The sequence below is a fragment of the Streptomyces sp. NRRL S-118 genome (assembly GCF_000716335.1).
In the GTDB taxonomy this organism is placed as follows: domain Bacteria; phylum Actinomycetota; class Actinomycetes; order Streptomycetales; family Streptomycetaceae; genus Streptomyces.
On sequence record NZ_JOBL01000160.1, the window covers coordinates 35,524 to 54,607 of the forward strand.

Here is a 19,084-nt window from a genome sequence, read left to right on the forward strand (position 1 = left end):
CCCGCGGCCGCCCGTACTCTGATGCACAGCACCGGTGGGGGCCGGTGCTGATCAGGGGGCGAGACAGCCGGGTACGACGCCCGGGGCGGGGTAACAGTCAGTGCACGGCGGCGGCCGTGCGACGACCCATGGGACCCCTGCTCCGGGCGCCGTACCCGCGGCTGCTCCGCTTCCTCGACACATGGGGGTGTCAGTGGTCCGCATCCGGGTCCTGGTGGTCGATGACCACCGCATCTTCGCCGAGTCGCTCGCCGCGGCACTCGCGGCGGAGCCCGACGTGGACGTCGCGGCCGCCGGCAGCGGCCCCGCGGCGATGCGCTGCCTGGAACGGGCGGCCGCCGAAGGCCGCCGGTTCGACGTGGCGCTGGTCGACGCCGACCTCGGCGCGGGCGCCGCACCCACGGCCGCCCCGCCCCGTGCGGTCCCCGACCACGGCGAGGACGTCGTGGACGGCATCTCGCTCGTCGCGGGCGTCCGCTCCGGACAGCCCGCGGTGCGGACGGTGGTCCTGGCCGAGAAGGACGACCCGCGCCGCGCCGCGCTCGCCCTCCAGGCCGGCGCCTCCGGCTGGGTCGCCAAGGACTGCTCGCTGCAGCGCCTGCTCACGGTGATACGCGGCGTGCTGCGCGACGAGACCCACCTGCCGCCCGCGCTGCTCACCGGGGTGCTGCGGGAGCTGACCACCGCGCGCCGGCACCGTACCGAGAGCGAGCGGCTGGTCGAGTCGCTCACCCCGCGCGAGCGCGAGGTGCTGCGCTGCATGGTCGCCGGCCTGGGCCGCAAAGCGGTCGCCGAGCGCCTCTTCCTGTCCCCGCACACGGTGCGTACGCACATGCAGAACGTGCTGGGCAAACTGGGCGTGCACTCCACCCTGGCGGCGGTCGCTCTCGCGCGTCGGGCGGGCGTGGGGCCCGCGGAGCTAGCCGGGGATGTTGTCGAACGGGGCGGTCAGCTGGCGTAGCAGAGCGGCCAGTTCGGCACGCTGCGCCCGGGACAGCTCCCCGAGGATGGCCCGCTCCTGGGCCAGCAGCCCCGCCAGGGCCTGATCGGCGCGGTCACGCCCCTCGGGCGTCAGCCGCACCAGCACACCGCGCCGGTCGCTGGGGTCGGGCAGCCGCTCGACGAGGCCCTTCTTGGCGAGCCGGTCGATGCGGTTGGTCATGGTGCCGGAGGTGACCAGGGTCTGCGTGAGCAACTGGCCGGGGGAGAGCTGGTACGGTGCCCCGGCACGGCGCAGTGACGTGAGCACGTCGAACTCCCACGGCTCCAGGTTGTGCTCGGAGAACGCGAGCCGGCGGGCGCGGTCGAGGTGGCGGGCCAGTCTGGACACGCGGCTGAGCACCTCGAGCGGTTCCACGTCGAGGTCGGGGCGCTCGCGGCGCCATGCAGCGACCAGTCGGTCGACCTCGTCCTCCATGGCGATCAGTGTAGGCGATCTGTCGATGTGAAGTCTCTTGACGTCAAGAAATATTCTGCTGGACCATTGGGCATGACGGGGCCGGGACCCTGTTCCGCTTCGGTACTCCGTTCCAGCAAGGGGGCTCGACCATGCATTCCGCACCAACCTGGGATCCACATCAGTACCTGCGCCACTCCCACCACCGCACCCGCCCGTTCACCGACCTGCTCCACCGCATCCCCGAACTGCCCGCGGCCGCCCTCGGCCGGCCCGCCCGAATCGCCGACATCGGGTGTGGCCCCGGGAACGTCACCGCGCTGCTCGCCGACCGCTGGCCCGACGCGCACATCACCGGATTCGACCTGTCGCCCGAGATGCTGGAACAGGCCGAGAAGCACCACGCCGGCACCACGCCCGGCGGCGGCTGGCTCGACTTCCGGCCCGCCGACGCCGCGCACTGGGTCCCCGACGAGCCGTACGACCTGATCGTCTCCAACGCCGCCCTGCAATGGGTGCCCAACCATCCCGAGTCCCTGCCCCTGTGGGTCGACGGCCTCGCCCCCGGCGGCACGCTCGCCTTCCAGGTCCCCGGCAACTTCACCTCGCCCAGCCACGCGCTCCTCGGCGAACTGTGCGAGAGCCCCCGGTGGCGCCACCGCGTCGGCGGCCAGGGCAGCCGCTTCGTCCACATCCTCGACCCCGCCGACTACCTCACCCGCCTCACCGACCTCGGCTGCGAGACCGACGCGTGGGAGACCGTCTACTCCCAGCTGCTCCACGGCGAGGACCCCGTCCTCGACTGGGTCAAGGGCACCGCCCTGCGCCCCGTGCTCACCGCCCTGGAAGGCGACGACGAGGCCATCGCCGAGTTCCTCGCCCAATACCGCGACCTGCTCCGCAAGGCCTACCCGCCGGGCCCCCACGGCACGGTCTTCCCGTTCCGGAGGATCTTCGCCGTCGCCCGCAAGCCCGGCGGTCCGCGTATCCCGCACGCCCGGCTGCCGTGACCCGGCGGGCCGCGCGGACCGGTGCGCCGTGAGCCCGCCGGCCGGGGGACCGGGGGCCGCGATGACCGGGGCCGACCGCACCGGTCCGCCGGACGCCATGACGCACCGGGGCGCCGCCCTCGCGGCGCCCCGGCACACCAGGCCCCCGGCCCTCAGCTCTTGCGGTGACCTATCAGACGCGGCTTGGGCTCCAGACCGTCCAGCCCGTGCCACGCCAGGTTCACCAGGTGCGCCGCCACCTCCGCCTTCTTGGGCTTGCGGGCGTCCAGCCACCACTGGCCCGTCAGCGCCACCATCCCCACCAGCGCCTGCGCGTACAGCGGCGCCAGCTTCGGGTCGAAGCCCCGGGCCTTGAACTCCAGACCCAGGATGTCCTCCACCTGCGTGGCGATGTCCGAGATCAGCGACGCGAACGTACCCGTCGACTGCGCCACCGGAGAGTCCCGCACCAGGATCCGGAAGCCGTCCGTGTACGTCTCGATGTAGTCCAGCAGCGCGAACGCCGCCTGCTCCAGCAGCTCCCGCGGATGCCCGGCCGTCAGCGCCCCGGTCACCATGTCGAGCAGCTGGCGCATCTCGCGGTCCACGACGACCGCGTACAGCCCCTCCTTGCCGCCGAAGTGCTCGTACACCACCGGCTTGGACACCCCTGCCTTCGCCGCGATCTCCTCCACCGACGTGCCCTCGAACCCCCGCTCGGCGAAGAGCGTGCGACCGATGTCGAGCAGCTGCTGCCGACGCTCGGCGCCCGTCATCCGGACCCGGCGCCCCCGCCTGGGTTTATCGGTACCACTCGTGCCACTGCCGTCGATCGCCACACTGTCCATCATGCCGCGTTCGCGGCGCTGTCCTGGCGTCGGGCTTCGATACGGGACGCGCTCGGCCAGCGCACGTCGTACGCCCAGCCCAGCTTCTCGAACCAGCGGATCAGCCGCGCACTGGAGTCGATCTGCCCCCGCATCACCCCGTGCCGCGCGGACGTCGGGTCCGCGTGGTGCAGGTTGTGCCACGACTCACCGCACGACAGCACCGCCAGCCACCACACGTTCCCCGAGCGGTCCCGCGACTTGAACGGCCGCTTGCCCACCGCGTGACAGATCGAGTTGATCGACCAGGTCACGTGGTGCAGCAGCGCCACGCGCACCAGCGAGCCCCAGAAGAACGCCGTGAACGCGCCCCACCACGACATGGTGACCAGCCCGCCGACCAGCGGCGGAATGGCCAGCGACACGATCGTCCACAGCACGAACTGGCGCGACACCGCCCGGATCGCCGGGTCCTTGATCAGATCGGGCGCGTACTTGTGCTGCGGCGTCTGCTCCTCGTCGAACATCCACCCGATGTGCGCCCACCACAGGCCCTTCATCAGCGCCGGCACGGTCTCACCGAACCGCCACGGCGAATGCGGGTCCCCCTCCGCGTCCGAGAACCTGTGGTGCTTGCGGTGATCCGCCACCCACCGCACCAGCGGACCCTCCACCGCCAGCGACCCCATGACCGCCAGCGCGATCCGCAGCGGGCGCTTCGCCTTGAAGGAACCGTGCGTGAAGTAGCGGTGGAAACCGATCGTGATGCCGTGGCAGCCGATGTAGTACATGGCCACCAGCAGGCCCAGGTCCAGCCAGCTCACCCCCCAGCCCCAGGCCAGCGGCACCGCCGCGATCAGGGCGAGGAACGGCACGGTGATGAACAGCAGCAGCGTGATCTGCTCGATCGAGCGCTTGCTGTCGCCGCCCAGCGTGGCGGAAGGGAGGTCGGAGGCGGCAGCGGTGGCCGGCTCCGCGGTGTGGAGCACGTCGGGGCTTGTTGTCATGGGGTCCCCTGGGGGGTGAGGGATACAACGGAAGCCGAGGCCGGTCCCTACGGTCCCGTAACCTACGGCGACGTAAGTATGGCAGCGCACACGTGCGCGGCAAGAGGGCCGCGGAACGCGCCGCGTCCGGACACACCTATCCTTGGTGGCGTCGGACAGCGCGGTCCGCCAGCTTTCAGTACCCCTCCAGACGTGCTCAAACACTGCAAGGAGCCGCACCTGTGAGCAGTGCCGACCAGACCCCCACCGCCAGCGCCGAGCTGCGTTCCGACATCCGCCGACTGGGCGACCTGCTGGGCGAGACCCTCGTCCGGCAGGAAGGCCCCGAGCTCCTGGAGCTCGTGGAGAAGGTCCGCCGCCTCACCCGCGAGGACGGCGAGGCCGCCGCCGCGCTGCTCGGCGACACCGACCTGGAGACCGCCGCCAAGCTGGTGCGCGCCTTCTCCACCTACTTCCACCTCGCCAACGTCACCGAGCAGGTCCACCGCGGCCGCGAGCTGCGCGAGAAGCGCGCCGCCGAGGGCGGCCTCCTCGCCCGCACCGCCGACATGCTCAAGGACGGCGACCCCGAACACGTCCGCGCCACGGTCCGGAACCTCAACGTCCGGCCCGTCTTCACCGCGCACCCCACCGAGGCCGCGCGGCGCTCCGTGCTGAACAAGCTCCGCCGCGTCGCCGAGCTCCTCGAAACCCCCGTCATCGCCTCCGACCGGCGCCGCCACGACCTGCGCCTGGCCGAATCCATCGACCTCATCTGGCAGACCGACGAACTGCGCGTCGTCCGCCCCGAGCCGACCGACGAGGCCCGCAACGCGATCTACTACCTCGACGAGCTGCACGCCGGCGCCGTCGGCGACGTCCTGGAGGACCTCGCCGCCGAGCTGGAGCGCGTCGGCGTCGAGCTGCCCCCCGGCACCCGCCCGCTCACCTTCGGCACCTGGATCGGCGGCGACCGCGACGGCAACCCCAACGTCACCCCCGCCGTGACCTGGGACGTCCTGATCCTCCAGCACGAGCACGGCATCACCGACGCCATCGAGCTCATCGACCAGCTCCGCGGGCAGCTCTCCAACTCGATCCGCTACGCCGGCGCCACCCAGGAGCTCCACGACTCCCTCCGGCACGACCTGGAGCAGCTCCCCGAGATCAGCCCCCGCTACAAGCGCCTCAACGCCGAGGAGCCCTACCGGCTCAAGGCCACCTGCATCCGCCAGAAGCTCCTCAACACCCGCGAGCGCCTCGCCAACGGCACCCCCCACCAGGAAGGCCGCGACTACCTCGGCACCGCCGAGCTGCTCGACGACCTCACCCTGATCCAGACCTCCCTGCGCGAGCACCGCGGCGGCCTCTTCGCCGACGGCCGCCTCGACCGCACCATCCGCACCCTGTCGGCCTTCGGCCTCCAGCTCGCCACCATGGACGTGCGCGAGCACGCCGACGCCCACCACCACGCCCTCGGCCAGCTCTTCGACCGGCTCGGCGAGGAGTCGTGGCGCTACGCCGACATGCCCCGCGACTACCGGCAGAAGCTCCTCGCCAAGGAGCTGCGCTCCCGCCGCCCCCTGGCCCCCACCCCGGCCCCGCTCGACGCGGCCGGCGCCAAGACCCTCGGCGTCTTCCTCACCGTCAAGGAAGCCTTCGAGCGCTTCGGCCCCGAGGTCATCGAGTCGTACATCATCTCCATGTGCCAGGGCGCCGACGACGTCTTCGCCGCCGCGGTCCTCGCCCGCGAGGCCGGGCTGATCGACCTCCACGCCGGCTGGGCCAAGATCGGCATCGTGCCGCTGCTGGAGACCACCGACGAGCTCAAGGCCGCCGACGTCATCCTCAACGACATGCTCGCCGACCCCTCCTACCGGCGCCTCGTCGCACTGCGCGGCGACGTCCAGGAGGTCATGCTCGGCTACTCCGACTCCTCCAAGTTCGGCGGCATCACCACCAGCCAGTGGGAGATCCACCGCGCCCAGCGCAGGCTCAGGGACGTCGCCCACCGCTACGGGGTCCGCCTGCGGCTGTTCCACGGCCGCGGCGGCACCGTCGGCCGCGGCGGCGGCCCCACCCACGAGGCCATCCTCGCCCAGCCCTGGGGCACCCTGGAGGGCGAGATCAAGGTCACCGAGCAGGGCGAGGTCATCTCCGACAAGTACCTCATCCCCTCCCTCGCCCGGGAGAACCTGGAGCTGACGGTCGCCGCCACCCTCCAGGCGTCCGCCCTGCACACCGCGCCCCGCCAGTCGGACGAGGCCCTCGCCCGCTGGGACGCGGCCATGGACACCGCCTCCGAGGCCGCCCACACCGCGTACCGCAACCTGGTCGAGGACCCCGACCTGCCCGCGTACTTCTTCGCCTCCACGCCCGTCGACCAGCTCGCCGAGCTCCACCTCGGGTCGCGGCCCTCCCGCCGCCCCGACTCCGGCGCGGGCCTGGACGGACTGCGGGCCATCCCGTGGGTCTTCGGCTGGACCCAGTCCCGGCAGATCGTGCCGGGCTGGTTCGGCGTGGGCTCCGGCCTCAAGGCACTGCGCGAAGCCGGCCTCGACGCCGTCCTCGACGAGATGTACGAGCGGTGGCACTTCTTCCGCAACTTCATCTCCAACGTCGAGATGACGCTCGCCAAGACCGACCTGCGGATCGCGAGCCACTACGTCGACACCCTCGTCCCGGACGACCTGAAGCACGTCTTCGCCACCATCCAGGCCGAGCACGCCCTCACCGTCAGCGAAGTACTGCGGGTCACCGGCGGCAAGGAGCTCCTCGACTCCCACCCGGTCCTCCAGCAGACCTTCGCCATCCGCGACGCCTACCTGGACCCGATCTCCTACCTCCAGGTGGCCCTGCTCGCCCGCCAGCGGTCCGCCGCCGAGCGCGGCGAGGAGCCGGACCCGCTGCTGGCGCGCGCCCTGCTGCTGACCGTCAACGGCGTGGCCGCCGGACTGCGCAACACCGGCTGACGGCCGCGCGGCCGCGCACGCCCGCGCGGCCGGGACGTACGGAAACAGAAGGGGGCGCCCGGTTCTCACCGGGCGCCCCCTTCGTCATGCTGCCGGGGTCAGCGCTTCCCGGCCCGGCCCAGACGGGCCACCAGGTAGCCGCCGCCCGCGACCAGCGCGGCCGCGACACCGGCCAGGATGCCGACGGGCGCACCACTGCCGGTCTCGGCGAGGTCGCCGTCCGGCGAAGCCGGACCGGCGGAGGGGGAAGTGGCCGCCGGTGCAGCGTCGGCGGGAGCGGACGGCCGGCCGCCCGGCTCCGCGGCGGGCTCCTCTCCCGGCTTCTGGCCCGGCTTCCCGCCGGGTCCCTCACCGGGCTTCCCGCCCGGCCCGCCGCCGGGCTCCGGCTCCTGCGGCTGCTCGTCCTCGCAGTCGGTCCAGAAGACCTTGTGCTTGGCGCGGCCGTTCTCGCCGTCGAAGTTCCAGAACAGCTTGTAGTGCCCGTCCGGCAGGGACAGCTCCCCGGTGCGGGCGTGACCGGAGCCGTCGAGCGCCAGCGAACCGGACTTCACCGTTTCGCCCTTGACGCCGGCGGACGGCGCCCAGGCCTCGATGTGCCAGTCCACCTGCTGGCCGCCGTCGAACCCGAAGGCGTCCAGGTAGAAGGTGCAGACGTGCGGCTCGTTCTTCCGGAGTTCCTCACCGGTCGAGGCGTCATGGATCTTGACCGTACCGTTGTCGCCTCCGGTCGCGGAGGCGGGCGGGGCGAGCACCAGCGAGCAGGCCGCAGCCGCCACCAGTACGCCCGGGAAAGCAGAAGTGCGCATGGGAAGTCCAACGAGAGAGGGAGGCTGTGGGGGGCGGCTCAGCTTCATGTGAGCTCCGCCACCCCGTCAAGGCACCGCGCGCCTCATCCGTACCAAGCACTGCCGCTTGCCCCAATGGTCCCCGTAACGATTGGGTGAATGATCGATTCCGTTTACCGGGCCCGCACACACCCGCACCGGATCAGCCCCTCTTCCCCGCCGGATCCGCACCGGCCGGCCACCGGATCCGCCTGTCACGCCTGGATCCGCGCCCTTCACGCCCCGGATCCGCGCCTCTCCGCACCGGATCCGTGCCTCCCCCGCACCCCTCGCCCCACCGGCCTCACAACGCGAAGAACGTCCCCACCAGCAGCACACCACCCACCGCCGCCGACGCCCACGCCAGCCTCGGCCACCGCAACCCGCCGCCTATCACCAGCGCCGCCAGCAGCAGCGCACCACCCAACGGCAGCCACGCGTGCAGACCACCCGCCCACCCCGTACGCACCAGCTCCGACGTGTCCGGCTTCACCACCACCGGATAACGCCCACCCCGCTCCACCGCCACCGAATGCGCGATCCTCATGTCGGTCCGCACCCCCGCCGGACCGTCCGGGTCGTACCGGCCCGTGCACACCTCCGCCGCACAGCCGGTGACCGTCAGCACACCGTGCTCACGCCCCTTCGGCAACAGGACGTGCTGCGCCGTGCCCCACGAGGCCCACACCCCCGCCACCACCAGCAGCAGCGCCACCACACCCATGGCGGCGTTCCGGGCATACGGGAGCGCTGAAGTCCGCTTCTTGCTCATGGGGCGCGATCCTCAGGGATATGACCGCACCCGGTCAATCCCGCTCGCCCCGCGTCACGTGTTGTACGCGGACTGCGCCCGCTCCAGCCCCTCGATCACCAGACACTCCACCGCGTCCGCCGCACGGTCCACGAAGTAGTCCAGCTCCTTGCGCTCACCCGACGAGAAGTCCTTCAGCACGAAGTCCGCCACCTGCATCCGCCCCGGCGGACGCCCGATCCCGAACCGCAGCCGGTGGTACTCCGGACCCATCGCCTTCGTCATCGACTTCAGACCGTTGTGGCCGTTGTCCCCGCCACCCAGCTTCAGCCGCAGCGTCCCGTACTCGATGTCCAGCTCGTCGTGCACCGCCACGACATGCGCCGTCGGCACCTTGTAGAAATCCCGCAGCGCCGTCACCGGACCGCCCGACAGATTCATGTACGACATCGGCTTCGCCAGGATCACCCGCCGGTTCCCCGGCCCCGGCGGACCGATCCGGCCCTCCACCACCTGCGCCTGCGCCTTCTGCGCACGCTTGAACTTCCCCCCGACCCGCTCCGCGAGGAGATCGGCCACCATGAACCCGACGTTGTGCCGGTTCCCGGCGTACTCCGGCCCCGGGTTGCCCAAACCCACGATCAGCCAGGGCGCGCTGGCATCCGTCGTCATGTCCTCAGTCTCCTCGTACCCGTCATCCGGAGCGAACAGCGAAACGGGGCGGCGGGCCGCAGCCCACCACCCCGTGTCCGGCTCAGCCGGTGGCTCAGGCCTCGGCGGCCTCGTCGCCCGCCTCGGCACCCTCGGCAGCCGGCTCCTCGGCCTGCGCGGCCAGGACCTGCAGCACGACGGCGTCCTCCTCGACGGCCAGCGTCACGCCCTTGGGCAGGGTGATGTCCTTCGCCAGGACGGAGGCACCGGCCTCCAGGCCCTCGACGGAGACCGTCACGGCCTCGGGGATGTGGGTGGCCTCGGCCTCGACCGGCAGCGCGTTCAGGACGTGCTCCAGCAGGTTGCCGCCCGGGGCAAGCTCACCCTCGGTCTGCACCGGGATCTCGACGTTGACCTTCTCGCCACGGGAGACGAGCAGCAGGTCGACGTGCTCCAGGAAGCCCTTCAGCGGGTCGCGCTGCACAGCCTTCGGGATCGCCAGCTCGCTGGTCTTGCCGTCGATGTCCAGGGAGATCAGGACGTTCGGCGTACGCAGCGCGAGCAGCAGGTCGTGACCCGGCAGCGTCAGGTGGACCGGGTCGGTGTTGTGGCCGTAGAGAACGCCGGGAACCTGGTTCGCGCGGCGGATGCGACGGGCGGCACCCTTACCGAACTCGGTACGGGTCTGCGCGGTGATCTTCACCTCGGACATGAGCACTCCTCGTATGTGACAGACGGGTCAACGGTCTGGGGGCGCCCCCTGCTCCGGAGGAGCTCGGGGAAGGTCACCCGGCCACGACTGGACTTGGCCTGCTACGAAGAGCGCGTCGATAACGGACCGCCGCACCTCACGGGTACGGCCTCCCTCGCCGAGCAACTGCACCAGTCTAACCGAACGCGAGAGGCCGCCCCGACCCACGGTCGGAGCGGCCCCTCGGACGCTGTGCGCTCAGCCCGGCCGAACGACTACGCGCTCAGCCCGGCCGAAGGCTCTGCGCTCAGCCCTGCTCCTCGAAGAGGCTCGTCACCGAACCGTCCTCGAACACCTCACGCACCGCACGCGCGATCGTCGGCGCGATCGACAGCACCGTGATCTTGTCCAGCTCCAGCTCACCCGGCGTCGGCAGCGTGTTCGTCAGCACGAACTCGCTCACCTTCGAGTTCTTCAGCCGGTCCGCCGCCGGACCCGACAGGATGCCGTGCGTCGCCGTCACGATCACATCCTCCGCGCCGTGCGCGAACAGCGCCTCCGCGGCCGCGCAGATCGTGCCACCCGTGTCGATCATGTCGTCGACCAGGACGCACACCCGGCCCTCGACCTCACCGACCACCTCGTGCACCGTCACCTGATTGGCGACGTCCTTGTCACGGCGCTTGTGCACGATCGCCAGCGGCGCGTCCAGCCGGTCGCACCAGCGGTCCGCCACCCGCACACGACCCGCGTCCGGGGACACGATCGTCAGCTTGTTCCGGTCGACCTTCGCGCCCACGTAGTCCGCCAGCACCGGCAGCGCCGACAGGTGGTCCACCGGGCCGTCGAAGAAGCCCTGGATCTGGTCCGTGTGCAGGTCCACCGTGAGGATGCGGTCCGCACCCGAGCACTTCAGCAGGTCCGCGATCAGACGCGCCGAGATCGGCTCGCGCCCACGGTGCTTCTTGTCCTGCCGGGCATACCCGTACGACGGGATGATCACGGTGATGCTCCGGGCCGAAGCCCGCTTCAGAGCATCGATCATGATCAACTGCTCCATGATCCACTTATTGATCGGCGCCGTGTGGCTCTGGATCAGAAAGCAGTCCGCCCCACGCGCCGACTCCTGGAAGCGGACGTAGATCTCACCATTGGCGAAGTCGAAAGCCTTGGTCGGCACCAGACCGACACCCAGCTGATGTGCGACCTCCTCGGCCAGCTCGGGGTGGGCGCGGCCGGAGAAGAGCATCAGCTTCTTCTCGCCGGTCGTCTTGATCCCGGTCACAGCACTGTCTCCTCAGACGTGTTCCCTGGCCGCGAGCCACCATCGCGCGAACCAGCCGAATTTGTGTGCACGTATCACGGTACGCCGAGTTCGACGTACCTGTTTCCGGTCAGTCCTCGCGATGAGCCTGCTCGGAGGCCGCCGCGGCAGCCTGCGCCGCAGCGCTGCCGGGCCGCTTGCGCGCCACCCAACCCTCGATATTCCGCTGCTGGCCGCGGGCGACAGCCAGCGACCCCGGCGGTACGTCCTTCGTGATCACGGAGCCCGCGGCCGTGTAGGAACCGTCCCCGACCGTGACAGGAGCCACAAACATGTTGTCCGACCCGGTCCGGCAGTGCGACCCGATCGTCGTGTGGTGCTTGCTCTCACCGTCGTAGTTCACGAACACACTCGCGGCACCGATGTTCGAGTACTCGCCGATCGTCGCGTCACCCACGTACGACAGGTGCGGCACCTTCGAACCCTCGCCGACCCGCGCGTTCTTCATCTCCACGTACGTGCCGGCCTTCGCCTTCGCACCCAGCACCGTCCCCGGCCGCAGATACGCGTACGGGCCCACCGACGCGCCCTCGCCGACCTCCGCACGGTCCGCCACGGTGTTGTCCACCCGGGCGCCCCGCTCCACCCGCGTGTCCTTCAGGCGGCTGTTCGGACCCACCTCGGCGTCCTCCGCCAGATGCGTCGACCCCAGCAGGATGGTGTTCGGGTGGACCACCGCGTCCCGCTCGAACGTCACCGTCACGTCCACCAGGACGGAGGCCGGGTCGACGATCGTCACACCCTCCGTCATCGCCCGCTCCAGCAGCCGGGCGTTCAGCAGCCGGCGCGCCTCCGCCAGCTGCACACGGTTGTTGATGCCGAGGATCTCCCGGTGGTCACCCGCCACCGAGGCCCCCACCCGGTGCCCCGCCTCGCGCAGGATCCCCAGCACATCGGTGAGGTACTCCTCGCCCTGGCTGTTGTCGGTACGCACCTTGCCCAGCGCATCCGCCAGCAGCTTCCCGTCGAACGCGAACACCCCGGAATTGATCTCCCGGATCGCACGCTGCGCGTCCGAGGCGTCCTTGTGCTCCACGATCGCGGTGACCGCACCCGTCTCCGGGTCGCGCACGATCCGCCCGTACCCGGTGGAGTCCGGGACCTCGGCCGTCAGCACCGTCACGGCGTTGCCGTCCGCGGCGTGCGTGTCCGCGAGCGCGCGCAGCGTCTCCCTGGAGAGCAGGGGGGTGTCACCGCACACCACCACGACCGTGCCGTTCAGCGCCTCCGGGCCGAGCTCCTCCAGCGCCATGCGCACGGCGTGCCCGGTGCCGTTCTGCTCGTACTGCACGGCGGTACGCGTCCCCGCATAGAGCTCGTCCAGATGTGCGGTGACCTGCTCACGGGCGTGCCCCACGACGACGCACAGGTGCTCGGGGCTCAGCTCGCGCGCCGCGGAGACGACGTGTCCGACGAGCGAGCGCCCGCAGATTTCATGCAGGACCTTGGGGGTCTTCGACTTCATGCGGGTGCCCTCACCCGCTGCGAGGACGACGACGGCTGCCGGGCGGTTGGCGCTCACGGGAATGCCCTTCGGCTTCGGGTGGTGGACACCCGCAGGATACCGGGGGGTTTCAGGGGGGAAACGAGTGCGGGTCCTGACCATGAGGCCAGGACCCGGGCAAAGGTGGCGGCTCCCCCATCAGGATTCGAACCTGAACAGACGGTACCAAAAACCGCAGTGCTGCCTGATTACACCATGGGGGATAAAACCCGGCCAAACCGGACATCAGGTCAGGTTGCCGGGTCGGCAGCCCCTACTATGCCGTACCAAGTCCCCTCCATGCGACGGTACAGGTCGGCGCTTTTGGTCACGTAGATCACGAGGCAGCCCCGGTACGTCTCTGCGGTGTTCCTGCGCGTGGTCCGGGGGTTGTGCTTCTTGAGTGTGGCCTTTCGGAAGGCCGAGGGGTCGATGCCGATCAGCTCGGCCCAGAACCTCTCGGCCTGCGCGACGTCGGCGGATTCGTGGATGCTCAGCCGGAAGCGCATGCGGTCGAGCGGTACCTCCAGGAGGTCGAGCCACCTCATGTAGAGGCTGATGACGTTGGGGTCGCTGTTGATGAACTGCAGAGACTCACGGCGCTGGTAGGACTTGTCCTTGGCGCCCTCCGCCCAGTACAGCGTGACCCCGGCGATGAACAGCTCGCGATCCGACAGTCGTCCGATCGCCTCGCGCGCCGACCGCTTGGTTTCCCGGCGCTCCTCTTCTCGTGCGGCGTACACACGCTGAAGACCCGCGTTCATGAGCGCGCGGCGTTCCTCGTCCGTGAAGCGCGGGTCCGGTTTCGGCAGGTCCCTCACCCACAGCGAGATCGAGCTCTTCGAGCAGCCCAGCTCCAGCTGGATCCGGTCGTAGGTCATGCCCTGGAGCCGCAGTTCGCGGGCCTTCGCCCGGAGGGTGTCCTTGGCGTTGGTCATGCGGACAGCCTCGTCCGGAATGCGGACGTCCGGGTCGAATGGGCGGGCGATTCACGTGTTCGAAGGAATTTTGTGTGTTGCGGGTGCGGATCGTCATGGTTCGTGCTGCTGAGCGCCCCGGAAAATGGGTGGCAGCCGCCCGTAGGCTGGGAAGCATGACCACGACGGGGGCGCACCAGGACGCCGCGGGCACCGGTGCCCGCGGCTGGTGGTGGTGGGGACGGCGGCGCAGTGCCGTGCTGGATGTGGTGCTGGCCTTGGTGTCGGCGCTGGAGTGCGGGGCCGAGGGGGTCGGCTTCGCGGACGGTGTCGGGGTCCCGGCCCCGTTGGGGGCGCTGTTCGGGCTGGCCGCGGGGGCCGTGCTGGTGTTGCGGCGGCGGTGGCCGATCGCCGTGGTGCTGGTGTCGATCGCGGTCACGCCGGCCGAGATGGGCTACCTGATGAGCGTCGTCGGGCTGTACACGCTCGCCGCGTCGGAGGTGCCGCGAAGGATCACGGCGGTGCTGGCGGGGATGTCGCTGGCCGCGGTGTTCATCGTGACGTTCGTCCGGGTGCGGCAGGACCTGGCCACGGCCGATTTCGACACGGCGTCGTGGTACGTGCCGCTGATGTCGGCGATCCTGTCGTCGGGCCTGACCGCCCCGCCGGTGCTGTTCGGGCTGTACATAGGGGCGCGGCGGCGGCTGATGGAGTCGTTGCGGGAGCGGGCGGACAGTCTGGAGCAGGAGCTGTCGCTGCTGGCGGACCGGGCGGAGCAGCGGGCGCAGATGGCGCGCGTGGAGGAGCGGACGCGGATCGCGCGCGAGATGCATGACGTGGTGGCGCACCGGGTGAGCCTGATGGTGGTGCATGCGGCGGCGTTGCAGGCGGTGGCGCTGAAGGATCCGCAGAAGGCGGTGCGGAACGCGGCGCTGGTGGGGGACATGGGGCGGCAGGCGTTGACGGAGTTGCGGGAGATGCTGGGGGTGCTGCGGTCCACCGAGCCGGGGCCGCCGGCGTCGGCGCAGGCGGCGCGGGCGCGGGTGCCGGGGCAGCCGTCGGAGTCCTCCGGGGTGCCGTCGGCGTCCGTGCGGCTGTCGGCGTCGGAGCGGCCGCTGGCGGCGGTGGGGCGGGCCGCGGCTGCCGCCGCTGCCGCGGCGGAGGTCGCGGAGGACGGGCCGTGCCTGGACGCCGTGGAGGAGCTGGTGGAGCAGTCCCGGCAGGCGGGGATGGTCGTGGAGCTGCGGGTGATGGGTGAGGTGCGGGCGTACGCGCCGGACGTCGAGCAGACCGCGTACCGGGTGGTGCAGGAGGCGCTGACGAACGTGCACAAGCATGCGGCGGGCGCCGAGGTGGTGGTGCGGCTGGCGCACCGGGGTGACGAGGTGGCGATGCAGGTGGAGAACGGCCCCTCGGACGGTGCGGCGGCGGACGCGGGGCTGCCGAGCGGCGGCAACGGTCTGGTGGGGATGCGGGAGCGGGTGACGGCGCTGGGCGGGGTGTTCGTGTCGGGGCCGACGGACGAGGGCGGGTTCAAGGTGTCGGCGGTGCTGCCGGTGGCGCCGGCAGCGACGGCGTGACGTTTCGGCTTCGGTGGTGCCGCCTCGGCTCGGTGGTGCGGCTTTCGGTCTGGTGGCGTGACCTTCGGTTCGCGGTGTGCCCTTCGGCGTCGGCGGCGTGACCTCAGGGGGAGGTCAGGCGGGTCGGCAGGGTGCCGGTGATGAGGGTGCCGAGGGCGTGGTCGATGTCGGGGCCGAGGTACCAGTCGCCCGAGTGGTCGAGGCTGTAGACGCGGCCTTCGGCGTCGATGGCGAGGACGGCCTGGTGGCCGGCTTCCTCGCCGAGGGGGGCGAGCTCGGTTTCGAGCGCCCGGCCGAGGTCGGCGAGGCTGCGGGCGAGGTGGAGGCCGGCGAGGGGGTCGAAGCGTACGGGGACGGGGGCGACCTGGCGGCCGGGCCCGGGCCCGCTGATGTGGAGGCCGCCGAATTCGGCCCACGCCTCGACGGCCGCGGGGAAGACGCTGTGGCGGTGCCCGGCGGGTGAGACGTGGGCCCTGAGGGCGTCGGCCCACTGTTCCGCCTGCTTGATGTCCCAGCGGCCGGGGCGCCAGCCCGCCTCCCGCAGGGCGGCGTCGACGGCGACGGGGAAGCGGGTGGTGTTCAGGTCGGGCATGGTGGTGCGGTCAGCCGTTCCGGTCGGTGGTGGGGTCGACGGTGCGTACGCCGAAGTGGGCGAGGAGCGCCGCGCAGGAGCGGCAGGGCGCGGCGTAGCTGCCGTGGAGCGGGTCGCCGTCCTCGCGGATGCGGCGGGTGGTGAGCTTGGCGTGTTTGAGGGAGCGGCGGGCCTCGCCATGGGTGAGCGGTTTGCGCTGGGCGCGCTTGGAGCGGTTGTTCTCGGTGGCGGTGAGGTGGCGGGAGAGCAGGATCGCCTCGGGGCAGCGGCCGGTGAAGCGTTCGCGCTGGCCGCTGGTGAGGGTGTCCAGGAAGTCCTGTACGAGAGGGTGCAGGACGGGCGGCTGGTTGGCGCGTCCGGCGGTACAGGTGAGGGTTTCGCCGCGTACGGAGAGGGCCGCGCCGACGGTGGGGAGGATGCCGTCGCGGCGGTGTCGCAGTAAGGGGGTGCGGTCGGAGGCGGTGCTGCTCCAGCTGAGGCGTGGGTCGCCTGCGGGAGTGGTGCCTGGCTGCGCTGGTTGCGCTGTGTGCATGGTGCGTGTGTCCCCTCTGCAATCCCCCGAGTTGCGGGAAACAGCCTGCCAAATGCGGGAGCTCATGGGGAAGCGGGGGCACTGAAACGTGTGATCGGTGTGCCTTGAGATCGTCGGTGGGTCACCTGGGAGTGACCCTTGGTCACCGAAGCGGAGGGCCGGTTCCCCCTGTTGCCCCACCGCATAGGCTGTGCGGAACCAGCCAGCAGCAGCAGGGGGCAACCGCCATGACGACAGGTCGGCTCGGGCAGCATCATGCCGCGCCACCGAACGCGGCCTACGCCGGGCAGGTCGTGCACTTCCCGGACCCGGTCCGTGCCGCCCGGCATCCCAGAGGGGTGCGGGTGGGCGCGGGCGGTCATCCGGATTTCTCGCCGTACGCGCGTGCGGCCGCCGAGATCGCCGAGCCCCCGGAGGGGTTCGGGGTCGACGAACTGCGGCTGACGGACTACGTGTCGGCGAACGCCGCGCTGGCGGCGGCCGGGCACGAGCTGTGGGACACGGTTCCGGCGGTGGCCACGCCGCACGGCTGGACGTGGCACCACGTCGCGGGGACGCGCCGCATGGAACTGGTGCCGGTCGAGGTGAAGGCGCTGCTGCGGCACCACGGTGGGCTGGCGACGGCCGCGGTGGACCACGGCAAGCGGGGGACGCGGCCGCTGCAGGAGACGCGGCCGGCGCACTTCGGGCTGCCGAAGGGTGCGCTGTCGGTGTCCGAGGCGCAGTTGCAGGGTGTCGAGGAGGACCTGGGGTACCGGCTGCCGGGCGCGTACCGGTCCTTCCTGAAGGCGGCGGGCGGGTGCGCGCCGGTCGGCGCGGCGCTCGACGCGGAGCTGGGACTGCTGGTGGACCAGCCGTTCTTCACGGTGCGCGACGAGGCCGCGGTCAACGACCTGGTGTACGTGAACAAGTGCCTGCGGGACCACCTGACGAAGGACTACCTGGGGGTCGGTTTCGTCCAGGGCGGCATCCTCGCGGTCAAGGTGCGGGGCGCGGGTGTGGGGTCGGTGTGGTTCTGCGCGTACGACGACGCGCGGGACCAGGACGGCTGGACGGTGCAGGAGCGGGTGGAGCGGTTGCTGCTGCCGTGCGGTGCCGATTTCGACGAGTTCCTCCAGCGGCTGGCGGGTAATCCGCCGGAGCTGGAGACGGTGGCGAACCTGATGGTGGACGGCGGCTTCGCACGGGCCGTCCCGGTTTCGGACGAGGGGTGACGGTCCGGTGGTGACCTTCGCGCAGGCGCAGGAGCGCGCGGAAGAGTGGGTCAACGGCGACGTGCCCGCGTACCAGCACCGTGAGGTGCGGGTCCGTGAGTTCGAGCTGGGGTTCGTGGTGTGGGCGGAGGACCGCGAGGACGGCCCGACGTCGGACGGCGGGCGGCAGCGGCTGGTGATCGCCCGGGACAGTGGTGAGGCGACGCTGTGGCCGGGGTTGCCGGTGGGCGAGGTGATCCGCCGGTACGAGGAGGAGTACGGGGCGCCGCCGGCGGATGTGCCGGCCGCGGCCGCGGCGCCGCCGGAGCGGATCGATCTGAACCAGACGTCGTTCCTGCTGACGCCGCCGGAGTGGTTGCAGGACGCGGCGGACAGGCGGGGGATCACGGACCGCCGGGCGGACGGGGTGCCTGTGGACGGGGTGCCCGCCGATGCGGCACCCGCGGACGCGGTGCCTGCGGACGCGGTGTCGCCGGGGGCGCCTTCGGAGGCGTCATCCGTGCCGGGGCCGTCCTCGGGGGGTCCGTCTTCGGCGGGCGCGGGCCTGGTGGATGCGGCTTCGACGGGTGCGGCTTCGACCGGTGCTGCTCCGACGGGTGCGCCCGCGGGTGCGCCGACGCCGACGCAGCCGCCCATGCCGTCGCCGCAGTCGTCGCAGCCGCCGTCCCAGGGGGCGGACGTGTGGGCGGCGCCGGGGCAGGGCGCTTCGGGGGCCGGTACCGCGTGGCCCACGGCCGGGGGCGCGGGCGACTACGAGCCCACGGCCTCCGACGGGGTGCCCGCGGCCTCGCCGTGGACCGACACCGGTGTGCCGGCGGGCGCCGGGGACGACGGGTCCGTACCGCTGCCCGCCACCGTGTTCGCGCCGCCGCTGTCGGGAGCGGACGACGACGACACGCCGCCGCCGGCGGTGGGGGCCGACGCGCCGACCGCGCTGATCCAGGGCGGCAGCCAGCTGGCGCGTACGGCGATCGCGCCGGCGCTGGACCCGCAGCCGGCGTCGAACGGTCCCGCGGCACCGAGCACGCCGAGTGTGCCCGACAGCCCGGGCACCGGCGGCGGGCAGGCGTCCCGTCCGTCGGCCGGGGACATCGCGGACGCCGCGACCAGCAAGGCCACGCTGCCGCCGCGGGGTGCGCGCACCCCGCGGGCGGGCGGGCCGACGACTCCGCCGCCTCCGGGTGCGCCGGGGACTCCCGGGGCCCGGCCGCCCGCGTCGGGTCCGGGCGCTCCCGGGGCGCCGGCCGGGGGGTACGTACCGACGCAGCTCGTGGCGCAGCTGGGGCCGGACGGGCCCGTGCCGCCCGGGCCTCCCGCGCCGCCGGCCCCTCCGGGTTCGACCCCGCCCCCGGGTG

Annotated in this window: 17 protein-coding genes, 1 tRNA gene and 1 pseudogene; 6 read left to right on the top strand and 13 right to left on the bottom strand. The window is 71.8% G+C overall.

Translation table 11 applies throughout. The features are described from left to right. Positions 1 to 193 precede the first annotated feature (193 nt). A complete protein-coding gene (locus tag IH00_RS0101770; RefSeq protein ID WP_031068775.1) occupies positions 194 to 961 on the top strand; it encodes a response regulator transcription factor in 768 nt (255 codons plus the stop codon). On the opposite strand, the gene tamR is transcribed toward IH00_RS0101770, so the two are convergent. Next, a complete protein-coding gene (gene tamR / locus IH00_RS0101775; RefSeq protein ID WP_031068777.1) occupies positions 920 to 1,417 on the bottom strand; it encodes a MarR family transcriptional regulator TamR in 498 nt (165 codons plus the stop codon). The two genes, IH00_RS0101770 and tamR, sit on opposite strands and share 42 nt — an antisense overlap. 131 nt (positions 1,418 to 1,548) lie before the next feature. Here tamR and IH00_RS0101780 point away from each other — a divergent pair, with 131 nt between their 5' ends. After that, the gene (locus tag IH00_RS0101780) at positions 1,549 to 2,406 is read left to right on the top strand and encodes a trans-aconitate 2-methyltransferase (RefSeq protein ID WP_031068778.1); all 858 of its coding nucleotides are present in this window, start codon (positions 1,549 to 1,551) and stop codon (positions 2,404 to 2,406) included. 152 nt (positions 2,407 to 2,558) lie between these two features. Here IH00_RS0101780 and IH00_RS0101785 read toward each other — a convergent pair whose 3' ends face one another. Both IH00_RS0101785 and IH00_RS0101790 read right to left on the bottom strand, forming a co-directional pair. Then, entirely contained in the window at positions 2,559 to 3,236 is a 678-nt protein-coding gene (locus IH00_RS0101785) for a TetR/AcrR family transcriptional regulator (RefSeq protein WP_078887501.1), read from the bottom strand. Beyond that, positions 3,233 to 4,219, bottom strand: a complete 987-nt coding sequence (locus IH00_RS0101790; protein ID WP_031068783.1) for an acyl-CoA desaturase — start codon at positions 4,217 to 4,219, stop codon at positions 3,233 to 3,235. Before IH00_RS0101790 ends, IH00_RS0101785 begins: the two co-directional genes overlap by 4 nt. Before the next feature lie 221 nt (positions 4,220 to 4,440). Between IH00_RS0101790 and ppc the strand changes: the two genes are divergently transcribed. Continuing rightward, the gene (ppc, locus tag IH00_RS0101795; RefSeq protein ID WP_031068792.1) at positions 4,441 to 7,170 is read left to right on the top strand and encodes a phosphoenolpyruvate carboxylase; all 2,730 of its coding nucleotides are present in this window, start codon (positions 4,441 to 4,443) and stop codon (positions 7,168 to 7,170) included. Positions 7,171 to 7,268: 98 nt separating this feature from the next. Here ppc and IH00_RS0101800 read toward each other — a convergent pair whose 3' ends face one another. The 8 genes from IH00_RS0101800 to IH00_RS0101835 all read right to left on the bottom strand — a co-directional run bounded on the left by IH00_RS0101800 (position 7,269) and on the right by IH00_RS0101835 (position 13,832). Beyond that, positions 7,269 to 7,976 carry a hypothetical protein gene (locus IH00_RS0101800; RefSeq protein WP_031068793.1) on the bottom strand — a complete coding sequence of 236 codons (708 nt, stop codon included), beginning with the start codon at positions 7,974 to 7,976 and terminating at the stop codon, positions 7,269 to 7,271. Between the two features lie 322 nt (positions 7,977 to 8,298). Beyond that, positions 8,299 to 8,766 (bottom strand): hypothetical protein, encoded by a 468-nt coding sequence (locus tag IH00_RS0101805; protein WP_031068794.1) that lies wholly within the window; start codon positions 8,764 to 8,766, stop codon positions 8,299 to 8,301. 54 nt (positions 8,767 to 8,820) lie between these two features. After that, positions 8,821 to 9,417, bottom strand: coding sequence for an aminoacyl-tRNA hydrolase (gene pth / locus IH00_RS0101810; RefSeq protein WP_031068795.1), 597 nt, complete (start codon positions 9,415 to 9,417; stop codon positions 8,821 to 8,823). A gap of 94 nt (positions 9,418 to 9,511) precedes the next feature. Further along, a complete protein-coding gene (locus IH00_RS0101815) occupies positions 9,512 to 10,108 on the bottom strand; it encodes a 50S ribosomal protein L25/general stress protein Ctc (RefSeq protein WP_031068796.1) in 597 nt (198 codons plus the stop codon). Between the two features lie 286 nt (positions 10,109 to 10,394). Continuing rightward, positions 10,395 to 11,372 carry a ribose-phosphate diphosphokinase gene (locus IH00_RS0101820; RefSeq protein WP_031068797.1) on the bottom strand — a complete coding sequence of 326 codons (978 nt, stop codon included), beginning with the start codon at positions 11,370 to 11,372 and terminating at the stop codon, positions 10,395 to 10,397. 109 nt (positions 11,373 to 11,481) lie between these two features. After that, positions 11,482 to 12,933 carry a bifunctional UDP-N-acetylglucosamine diphosphorylase/glucosamine-1-phosphate N-acetyltransferase GlmU gene (gene glmU, locus IH00_RS0101825; RefSeq protein WP_031068798.1) on the bottom strand — a complete coding sequence of 484 codons (1,452 nt, stop codon included), beginning with the start codon at positions 12,931 to 12,933 and terminating at the stop codon, positions 11,482 to 11,484. 112 nt (positions 12,934 to 13,045) lie between these two features. Next, positions 13,046 to 13,118, bottom strand: a tRNA-Gln gene (locus tag IH00_RS0101830). 27 nt (positions 13,119 to 13,145) lie between these two features. Beyond that, entirely contained in the window at positions 13,146 to 13,832 is a 687-nt protein-coding gene (locus tag IH00_RS0101835) for a hypothetical protein (RefSeq protein ID WP_039946005.1), read from the bottom strand. A 155-nt stretch (positions 13,833 to 13,987) separates the two neighbouring features. Between IH00_RS0101835 and IH00_RS0101840 the strand changes: the two genes are divergently transcribed. Then, entirely contained in the window at positions 13,988 to 15,391 is a 1,404-nt protein-coding gene (locus IH00_RS0101840; RefSeq protein ID WP_031068803.1) for a sensor histidine kinase, read from the top strand. A gap of 103 nt (positions 15,392 to 15,494) precedes the next feature. Here the strand turns inward: IH00_RS0101840 and IH00_RS0101845 are convergent, their stop codons facing one another. Continuing rightward, complete coding sequence (locus tag IH00_RS0101845) at positions 15,495 to 15,983, bottom strand: SUKH-3 domain-containing protein (RefSeq protein ID WP_031068805.1); 489 nt, start codon at positions 15,981 to 15,983, stop codon at positions 15,495 to 15,497. Between the two features lie 10 nt (positions 15,984 to 15,993). Beyond that, a complete protein-coding gene (locus IH00_RS0101850) occupies positions 15,994 to 16,515 on the bottom strand; it encodes a YwqJ-related putative deaminase (RefSeq protein ID WP_031068807.1) in 522 nt (173 codons plus the stop codon). 227 nt (positions 16,516 to 16,742) lie between these two features. Here IH00_RS0101850 and IH00_RS0101855 point away from each other — a divergent pair, with 227 nt between their 5' ends. Then, a complete protein-coding gene (locus tag IH00_RS0101855; RefSeq protein WP_078887502.1) occupies positions 16,743 to 17,729 on the top strand; it encodes an SMI1/KNR4 family protein in 987 nt (328 codons plus the stop codon). A 7-nt stretch (positions 17,730 to 17,736) separates the two neighbouring features. Beyond that, positions 17,737 to 19,084 (top strand): annotated as a pseudogene (locus IH00_RS0101860) (hypothetical protein); the annotation flags it as partial.

Excerpts from the sequence above, each read along its gene's own strand:
- tamR (WP_031068777.1), bottom strand. The coding sequence starts at position 1,417 with ATGGAGGACGAGGTCGACCGACTGGTCGCTGCATGGCGCCGCGAGCGC.
- IH00_RS0101780 (WP_031068778.1), top strand. The coding sequence starts at position 1,549 with ATGCATTCCGCACCAACCTGGGATCCACATCAGTACCTGCGCCACTCC.
- IH00_RS0101785 (WP_078887501.1), bottom strand. The coding sequence starts at position 3,236 with ATGATGGACAGTGTGGCGATCGACGGCAGTGGCACGAGTGGTACCGAT.
- IH00_RS0101790 (WP_031068783.1), bottom strand. The coding sequence starts at position 4,219 with ATGACAACAAGCCCCGACGTGCTCCACACCGCGGAGCCGGCCACCGCT.
- IH00_RS0101800 (WP_031068793.1), bottom strand. The coding sequence starts at position 7,976 with ATGCGCACTTCTGCTTTCCCGGGCGTACTGGTGGCGGCTGCGGCCTGC.
- IH00_RS0101805 (WP_031068794.1), bottom strand. The coding sequence starts at position 8,766 with ATGAGCAAGAAGCGGACTTCAGCGCTCCCGTATGCCCGGAACGCCGCC.
- pth (WP_031068795.1), bottom strand. The coding sequence starts at position 9,417 with ATGACGACGGATGCCAGCGCGCCCTGGCTGATCGTGGGTTTGGGCAAC.
- IH00_RS0101815 (WP_031068796.1), bottom strand. The coding sequence starts at position 10,108 with ATGTCCGAGGTGAAGATCACCGCGCAGACCCGTACCGAGTTCGGTAAG.
- IH00_RS0101835 (WP_039946005.1), bottom strand. The coding sequence starts at position 13,832 with ATGACCAACGCCAAGGACACCCTCCGGGCGAAGGCCCGCGAACTGCGG.
- IH00_RS0101840 (WP_031068803.1), top strand. The coding sequence starts at position 13,988 with ATGACCACGACGGGGGCGCACCAGGACGCCGCGGGCACCGGTGCCCGC.
- IH00_RS0101845 (WP_031068805.1), bottom strand. The coding sequence starts at position 15,983 with ATGCCCGACCTGAACACCACCCGCTTCCCCGTCGCCGTCGACGCCGCC.
- IH00_RS0101850 (WP_031068807.1), bottom strand. The coding sequence starts at position 16,515 with ATGCACACAGCGCAACCAGCGCAGCCAGGCACCACTCCCGCAGGCGAC.
- IH00_RS0101855 (WP_078887502.1), top strand. The coding sequence starts at position 16,743 with ATGACGACAGGTCGGCTCGGGCAGCATCATGCCGCGCCACCGAACGCG.